General features: G+C 69.1%; 7 protein-coding genes. 2 read left to right on the forward strand and 5 right to left on the reverse strand.

Annotated features, from left to right (window positions below):
• Positions 1 to 84: 84 nt before the first annotated feature.
• The 4 genes from V7053_RS16825 to V7053_RS16840 all read right to left on the reverse strand — a co-directional run bounded on the left by V7053_RS16825 (position 85) and on the right by V7053_RS16840 (position 4,309).
• Positions 85 to 2,106 carry a PTS fructose transporter subunit IIABC gene (locus V7053_RS16825; RefSeq protein ID WP_334173423.1) on the reverse strand — a complete coding sequence of 674 codons (2,022 nt, stop codon included), beginning with the start codon at positions 2,104 to 2,106 and terminating at the stop codon, positions 85 to 87.
• Positions 2,107 to 2,108: 2 nt separating this feature from the next.
• Positions 2,109 to 3,080 carry a 1-phosphofructokinase family hexose kinase gene (locus V7053_RS16830; RefSeq protein ID WP_334173424.1) on the reverse strand — a complete coding sequence of 324 codons (972 nt, stop codon included), beginning with the start codon at positions 3,078 to 3,080 and terminating at the stop codon, positions 2,109 to 2,111.
• Entirely contained in the window at positions 3,077 to 3,880 is an 804-nt protein-coding gene (locus V7053_RS16835) for a DeoR/GlpR family DNA-binding transcription regulator (RefSeq protein WP_334173429.1), read from the reverse strand. The genes V7053_RS16830 and V7053_RS16835 overlap by 4 nt, the downstream gene beginning before the upstream one ends.
• 213 nt (positions 3,881 to 4,093) lie before the next feature.
• Complete coding sequence (locus tag V7053_RS16840) at positions 4,094 to 4,309, reverse strand: DUF6458 family protein (protein WP_334173425.1); 216 nt, start codon at positions 4,307 to 4,309, stop codon at positions 4,094 to 4,096.
• A gap of 138 nt (positions 4,310 to 4,447) precedes the next feature.
• Here V7053_RS16840 and V7053_RS16845 point away from each other — a divergent pair, with 138 nt between their 5' ends.
• Positions 4,448 to 5,212, forward strand: coding sequence for a hypothetical protein (locus tag V7053_RS16845; protein ID WP_334173426.1), 765 nt, complete (start codon positions 4,448 to 4,450; stop codon positions 5,210 to 5,212).
• Here the strand turns inward: V7053_RS16845 and V7053_RS16850 are convergent.
• Positions 5,209 to 6,510, reverse strand: coding sequence for a DUF445 domain-containing protein (locus tag V7053_RS16850; RefSeq protein WP_334173427.1), 1,302 nt, complete (start codon positions 6,508 to 6,510; stop codon positions 5,209 to 5,211). The genes V7053_RS16845 and V7053_RS16850 overlap by 4 nt on opposite strands.
• 53 nt (positions 6,511 to 6,563) lie before the next feature.
• On the opposite strand from V7053_RS16850, the gene V7053_RS16855 reads away from it, so the two are divergent.
• The gene (locus tag V7053_RS16855) at positions 6,564 to 7,436 is read left to right on the forward strand and encodes a glycerophosphodiester phosphodiesterase (RefSeq protein WP_334173428.1); all 873 of its coding nucleotides are present in this window, start codon (positions 6,564 to 6,566) and stop codon (positions 7,434 to 7,436) included.
• Position 7,437: the final 1 nt, after the last annotated feature.

A 7,437-nucleotide genomic window follows, 5' to 3' on the forward strand; every position in this document is an offset into this window, starting at 1 on the left:
GCCGCACCGGCCCCAGCACCCGCCCCGGAGCCACACCCACACCGTGAAACTGCTGCATCTTCGACCTCGAACTTTCTCCGCTCGTCAGGCGGCGACAGGCTGAGCTTCGACGGCCGCGGGGGCCTTCTTGCCAACGTAGCGCTTGAGGCCCACTGTCGCCAGAGCCGTCACGACGACGCCGACGGCGATCGAGATGACCCACATGGCGAAGTTGTCGATCGCGAAGAAGACGAAGATGCCGCCGTGCGGAGCCTTCGAGCCCGCGCCGAACGCCATGCTCAGTGCGCCCGTCACTGCGCCGCCGAGCATCGAGGCCGGGATGATCCGGAATGGGTCGGCGGCCGCGAACGGGATGGCGCCTTCGGAGATGAAGGAGGCGCCGAGAAGCCAAGCAGCCTTGCCGTTCTCGTGCTCGGCCGCGTTGAACGTCTTCGGCGAGAGGACGGTCGCGAGGGCCATCGCGAGGGGCGGGACCATGCCAGCAGCCATGACGGCGGCCATGATGTGGTACGGCGCCTGGTTCGTGGCGCTTGCGGCGCCGAGGCCGGCGACGGCGAACGAGTACGCGACCTTGTTGACCGGGCCGCCGAGGTCGAAGCACATCATGAGGCCGAGGATGATACCGAGTACGACCGCAGCCGCGCCGGACATGCCTGAGAGCCAGTTGTTGAGCGCGCTCGTGACGAAGGCAATCGGGCCGCCGAGCACCACGAACATGAGCCCGGAGGCGATGATGGACGCGATGAGCGGGATGATGGCAACTGGCATAAGGCCGCGGAGCCACTTGGGCGCCGAGAGCGACCCGAGCCAGTGTGCCGTGTAGCCGGCGAGCAGACCGCCGACGATGCCGCCGAGGAAGCCGGCACCCATGAAGCCTGCGACCGCGCCGGCGGTGAAGCCGGGTGCGATGCCGGGACGATCAGCGAGGGCATATCCGATGTATCCCGCGAGGGCCGGGACGAGGAAGCCGAGCGAGAGGCTGCCGATCTTGAACAGGACCGCTCCGAGGTATGCCCCGAGCGGGCCCCAGGCCTGCGAGCCGAATTGCGTGGGCAGGTCGAACACGTTGTTCTTGACCACGATCGTGTCCGCAAACTTCGTGATGTCGTAGCCGCCGAGGAGGAAGCCGAGCGCGATAAGCAGGCCGCCGGCCGCGACGAACGGGATCATGTAGCTCACGCCGGTAAGGAGGGCGCGCTTGAGCTTGGCGCCCGTGGACTCGTGACCCTCGGACTCGATCCCCTCGCCAGAGCTGCCCGTCGCAGCCAGCCGGCGGCCGTTCGGGTCCTCGGCGACGGCGAGTGCCTCGTTGAGCATGACGAGCGGTTCGTCGATGGCCCGCTTCACAGGCGACTGGACATAGGGCAGGCCCGCGAAGCGGTCCTTGCCCCGGACATCCACCTCTACGGCGAACACGACGGCGTCCGCGTTGTCGATGACGGTCTGCGGAATAGGCGTCGCCCCGGCCGAGCCCTGAGTCTCGACGACGACGTCGATGCCGTTCTCCTTGCCCGCTGCCACGAGCGAGTCGGCGGCCATGTAGGTGTGGGCGATGCCCGTGGGGCACGCAGTCACGGCCACGACGAGTTTGTGCCGCTTGTGGGCAGGGGCGGCGGCAGGCGCGGCCTCGGCTGCTGCGGGAGCGCCCGAGGCGCCGAGGCCGAGCGCCTCGTTGACGAGGGCCACGACGTCGTCCCGGGTCCGGGCCTCGCGCAGAGCTGCCGTGAAGTCCTTCTTGATGAGGCTCCGGGCAAGCTTGGCGAGGAGCTTGAGGTGCTCCTGATCGGCGCCGGAGGGGGCCGCGATGAAGAAGACGATATCCGCCGGGCCATCCTTGGCGCCGAAGTCGACCGGCCGTGAAAGGCGAGCCATGGCGAGCGAGGGGACCGTGACGGCCTCGGACCGGCAGTGGGGGATGGCGATTCCGCCGGGGACACCGGTGGACGTCTTCTGCTCGCGGGCGTAGGCGTCCGCGAAGAGGCCATCGGCGGCCGTCGCGCGGCCGTCGTCGGCGACGGTCTGGGCGAGCTTCCGGATCACGTCAGCCGGAGCGTCGCCGAGGGCGACGTCCAGCAGGACCAGCTCCGGGCTGATGAGTTCGGTCATGGTCAGTCCTTCGTGAGAGCCGTGACGGTCACGGCAGAGGGATCGGTCTGGTTGACTGCCGGGACGGTCGATCCCGGCAGGGAGGCGGCGGCCGCGCCATGCGCGACTGCCTGACGGAGGCGGCCTTCGGCGTCCGCTCCGCTGATGTCGGCCAGGAGGTACCCGGCCAGGGAGGAGTCGCCAGCACCGACGGTGCTGACGGCTCGGATGGGGGCGTGCGTGGCGAGCCACGCGCCGTCGGCCGTCACAAGGACGGCGCCTTTCGCGCCGAGCGTGGCAAGCACCGCGCCCACTCCGGCGTCGACGAGGGAGCGTGCGGCGGTAGCCGCTCGCTCGGGGGAGGCCTCGAGCTCTCCCGGGGTACCGGGGTCGGGGAGGCCGACGAGCGCGGCGAGTTCGGCGAGCTCGTCCGCGTTGGGCTTGAGGAGGTCCGGCCGCCCGCCCAGCGAGGCGGCGAGCGGAGCCCCGGAGGAGTCGACGGCGATCTTCGGGGCGTCCGGGCCGAATTCTGCGCGCAGGCGCTCGGCGGCCGACGTGTAGAAAGTCGCCGGGACGCCGGGCGGGAGGGAACCCGCGAGCACGACCCAGGAGGCTCCGCTCGACTGCTCCACGAGGAGCTTCAGGAGCTGCTCCTGCTGGTCCGCGCTGAGTTCGGGCCCGGGCTCGTTGACCTTCGTGGTCACGCCGTCTGGTTCCGTGAGGGTGACGTTGGAGCGGAGCGACTGGTCGATCGGGAGAGCCGCGAACGGCACGTTCGTCGTCTCGAGGCCAGCCAGGAGCGGGTCGCCGGGGTCGCCGGGCAGCACGGCGAGCGTCTCGAGGCCCGAGGCCACGAGCGCCCGCGACACGTTGACGCCTTTGCCGCCGGATTCCTGCCGGACGGCGACGGCGCGCTGCACCTCGCCGCGCAGGAGGGGGCCGCCCAGCTCGACCGTCCGGTCCAAGCTCGGGTTGGCGGTCAGGGTCACGATCATGAGTTGCCTGCCTTCACTACTTCAACGCCAGCCTTCTCGAGTGCCGCCGCGAGTTCCGGCGACGGATCGGCGTCCGTGACGAGGGCGTCGAGTTGGTCCAGCCGGGCGAACTGGACGAGGGTTTCGACGCCGAGCTTGCTCGCGTCGGCGAGGACGACGACGCGGCGCGCCGCCCGCACGAAGGCCTCCTTGACCGCGGCCTCCTCGCTGTCGGGCGTGCTGAGGCCGAAGGCTTCGTGCACTCCGTTCGTCCCGATGAAGGCGAGATCCGGGCGGAGGCGCTCGACGGCGTCGACCGTCTCCTGCCCGACCGCTGCGCGGGTCAGCCCGCGGATGCGGCCGCCGAGGAGGTGGACGGCATGCGCAGAGCTTCCTGCGAGCTTGTCCGCCAGAGGAAGGGCGTTGGTGATGACCACCTGCTCGTCGCTGTTGTTCCGGCGACCGTTCGCCTGGGCGAGGAGGACGTCGACGAGCGCCTCGGTCGAGCTCCCTGCGTCAAGCAGGATGCTCCCGGGGCGGCTGCTCGCGACGAGCTCGGCCGCAGCCTGGGCGATGAGCTGCTTCTGGGCGAGATGCTGCACGAGGCGCTCGGAGAGGGTCGTCTCGGTGGTGGAAACGCTGTCGGCCGGAACGGCGCCGCCATGGACGCGGCGCAGGACGCCCGCCTGCTCGAGCGACGCGAGGTCGCGGCGGACGGTCTCCGTCGTGACGGCGAAGCGCTCGGCGAGCTCGGTGACGCTCACGCGGCCGGCTTCGGCGACACGTGCAGCCACCATCCGCTGCCGTTCCTCGGCGAACATCTGCATCCGAACGTCCTTGTCCTCGTGCACCATCCCACTCCAATGTGGTGCAAATCACAACAACTTTGGTTTGATTGACTCTATCTGTGTTTGTGTGGCTTTGTCAACGGGTTCCAACATAAACACAGAAGCAGGGGAAGAGGAGGCTCTTTAAACGAACGAGGAGCCCGGCACTCGGCCGGGCTCCACGCCTTGAGGGGCTCTCTGGTTCGCTTACACGTCCACGTCGTCGACGCCTGCATGCCGGTGCACGACGGTGCGTCGGGTCGACGAAGCCATGATCAGCGACACGATGAGGCCAAGGATGCCGACGACCATGAGGATGTACCCGATCACGACTTGGTTGACGTACGGGATCAGCCCTGGGGCCAGCGCGAACGCCAGGATGGCACCCAGCGCGATGAGAACGATCGATGAACCAATTCGCATGATTCACTCCTCTGGTTGGCGGGTGCAGCTTGCACTCGATGCAGTACTTCAACTACCCGCTCCGCACGCTCCCAAACGCGCGTTCCCGTTCGCTCTTGGCCTCTCTCATGCCGCGGGAGGCGCGATTAGGCTGGGTGGATGGCGAGGAAGAATTCTGCATTGCGTGTCGCCCGGACGACGGCCCGCGGCGCGCTGTTCGATCGCAAGGGCAATGCTCGTCCGGGCCTTCAGCGCTTTCTTCTGGGTGCTGTCGACGTCCAGCGTCCGCTCGTCCTGGCGAACCTGCAGCGGCTCAAGCGTCGATACCCCCACCTGAGCGCGGCCGAGCTGAGCCGGCGCCTTGAGCGGGACTACCTCCGCGCCGTCGTCGGGGGCGGCGCGGCGATCGGCGGGACTGCAGCGGTTCCCGGGGTCGGCACCGTCACGTCCCTGGGCCTCTCCGCGGTGGCGACCCTCGGCTTCCTCGAGGCCACTGCGTTCTACGCCGCGTCCATCGCCGAGCTCCACGGCGTGCACCTCGAGGATCCGGACCGCGCGCGGACCACGGTCATGGCGATCATGCTGGGCGAGGAGGGGACCGCGCTCCTGAGCGAGCTCACCGGTCATGCCCTGGGCGGCTCGGGCGCGCCCAATGCGGCCTGGGGCGCTGCGATCAACCGCTCCATCCCAGGGCCCACCGCACGGCTCATCCAACGTCAGGTGCGGGAACGCTTCGTCAAGTGGCTCCTTCGACGCCAGACCGGAGCGATGATCGGCCGTGCGCTCCCCTTCGGCGTCGGGGCCGTCGTCGGCGGCTTCGGGAACCGGGCAATGGGGCGGGCCGTGATCCGCTCGACGCGCGCCGCTTTCGGTGCGGCGCCCGAAGTGCTCCCGGGCGAGCTCGCCGGCCAGCTGTACAGCTAGCCTCCGAAGACCGCGTGGGCGATCGTGTAGATCACGAGCCCTGCAAGTGCGCCCACGATCGTGCCGTTGAGCCGGATGTACTGGAGGTCCCTCCCGACCTGCAGCTCGATCTTCTGCGAGGTCTCCTCGGCGTCCCACCGCGCGATAGTGTCCTCGATGACCCCCGCAATGTCCGAACGGTAGGTCGCGACCGCGTACCCTGCTGCGTCACCGATCCACGCGTTCACCTTGCCCGCGAGCTCATCGTCCGAGACGAGCCGGGCACCGAAGTCCCGAACCCCCGTGGTGAACCGGTGGTAGAGCTCGCTCTGGGGGTCGTTGACAGCGTCGAGGAGCGCGTGCTTGATGGTGGTCCACGTGCGGCGCGCGACGTCGCGCACTTCTGGATCTCCCAGAATCTGGCCCTTGATGTTCTCGGCGCGGGCGATCATCACCGGGTCGTACTGCAGGTCCCGTGCGAGGTCCTTGAGGTACTTGTCGATGGACTCCCGAACTTGATGATTCGGATCGCTCTGCACCGCGGCCACGAACTTGGAGAGCTCGATGTAGACCTTGTCGCCCACGAGTTCGTTCGCGAAATGAGGCACCCACGAGGGGGAACGGTCGCTGACGACGTGCGTGACCGTGCCGTAGTTCGCAGCGACCCAATCGGCGGCCCGGTCCACGAGGAGGTCGACGAGCCGATGGTGGTGGCCGGCGTCGAACACCCGCTCGGCGAGGCGACCGATCGGGGGGCCCCACGGCGGGGCGAGCAGATGCTTGCGGACCAGGGCCTCGATGACCGCTTGGACGTCGTCGTCGTTGAGGACCGTGAACGCCCCGCGGATCACCGCGGCGCCCTCCTTGGCGATCCGCTCCGCCCCCGCGGGGGTCGCCAGCCAGGAGCCGGCCTTGCGCGCGAGGTCGACGGAGTCGAGCTTGGCGCGGACGACGTCGGCTGAGAGGAAGTTGTCTTCCACGAAGCCGCTCAGGGCCGACCCGATCTGATCCTTGCGCCGCGGGATGATCGCGGTGTGGGGGATCTTGAGTCCCATCGGGTGGCGGAACAGCGCCGTGACGGCGAACCAGTCGGCCAGCGCGCCGACCATGCCGCCCTCGGCCGCTGAGCGGACATACTCGAGCCACGGGAACTGGCGCTGGAGCGCGAATGCGACGGCGAACACGACGGCCATGGCGATCAGGAGGCTCAGGGCGAGCGCCTTCATGCTGCGCAGGGCCGCCGCGCGCTCGACGTCTGCGGGGCTGAGCTCAGCCGTCCGCCCCGTCTCCGGGCCCTGGGCACGATGGAGCGTCACCATAGCCCAACCCTACTCGGCGAATCGCAAGCGAGCAGGTCCGATAGCGTAGAGCCATGACTTCCCAGCGCCCTCTCGTGTACGCCCACCGCGGGGCGAGCGCAGCCTTCGCCGAACACACGCGCGCCGCGTACCTCCAGGCCCTCGAGGAGGGCGCCGACGGCGTCGAATGCGACGTTCACCTGACGAGGGACCAGCACGTCGTCCTTCTCCATGACCCCAACCTCGACCGCACGTCGAACGGTACTGGCGCCGTAGCCGACAGGACCCTCGACGAGCTCCGCGAACTCGATTTCTCCTCCTGGAAGGGCGCCCGGATCCCCGTCGAGTTCGGGGCGGTCAGCCAGCAGCTCCTCACCCTGCCTGAGCTTCTCGACATCCTCTCCGCTGCCGGGCGCGAAATCGGACTCGCGATCGAGCTCAAGCATCCGAGCCCCTACCAGCTTCGGCTCGAGGACACCGTGCTCGCCGTCCTTGAGGCTCGGGGGTGGGAGCCGCAGTCGTCCCGCCTCGGCAACGTCCGCGTGAGCTTCATGAGCTTCGACGCCGACGCCATCCGATACCTCCTCGAGCGCGTCCCGGCCGAGCACGTGTGCATGCTGGTCGACGACGTCCAGGTCGAGGACGTCCGCACCGACTTGGCTCTGGGGCGCCTCACGGGCGGCGCGGTCGCGAACGTTCTCAAGGCTGCGCAGGCTGAGGCCGAAGCGATTCTCGACACCGCCCGGGCCGGTATCGCTGGACCCGGCATCGGCTACGTCCGGAGCCACCCGAACCGCGTCCGCGATTGGCTCTCGGACGGCCGGCGCTTCCGCGTCTGGACCGTCGACGAGCCCGACGACGTCGAGCACTGCCTGTCCCTGGGCGTCCAGGAGATCACGACCAACCGCCCGGCGGAGGTGCTCCGACAGGTCGCGGCCCGTGTCTGAT

Source organism: Sinomonas sp. (genome assembly GCF_036848755.1).
In the GTDB taxonomy this organism is placed as follows: Bacteria; Actinomycetota; Actinomycetes; order Actinomycetales; family Micrococcaceae; genus Sinomonas.

Excerpts from the sequence above, each read along its gene's own strand:
- V7053_RS16840 (WP_334173425.1), bottom strand. The coding sequence starts at position 4,309 with ATGCGAATTGGTTCATCGATCGTTCTCATCGCGCTGGGTGCCATCCTG.
- V7053_RS16830 (WP_334173424.1), bottom strand. The coding sequence starts at position 3,080 with ATGATCGTGACCCTGACCGCCAACCCGAGCTTGGACCGGACGGTCGAG.
- V7053_RS16855 (WP_334173428.1), top strand. The coding sequence starts at position 6,564 with ATGACTTCCCAGCGCCCTCTCGTGTACGCCCACCGCGGGGCGAGCGCA.
- V7053_RS16825 (WP_334173423.1), bottom strand. The coding sequence starts at position 2,106 with ATGACCGAACTCATCAGCCCGGAGCTGGTCCTGCTGGACGTCGCCCTC.
- V7053_RS16845 (WP_334173426.1), top strand. The coding sequence starts at position 4,448 with ATGGCGAGGAAGAATTCTGCATTGCGTGTCGCCCGGACGACGGCCCGC.
- V7053_RS16835 (WP_334173429.1), bottom strand. The coding sequence starts at position 3,880 with ATGTTCGCCGAGGAACGGCAGCGGATGGTGGCTGCACGTGTCGCCGAA.
- V7053_RS16850 (WP_334173427.1), bottom strand. The coding sequence starts at position 6,510 with ATGGTGACGCTCCATCGTGCCCAGGGCCCGGAGACGGGGCGGACGGCT.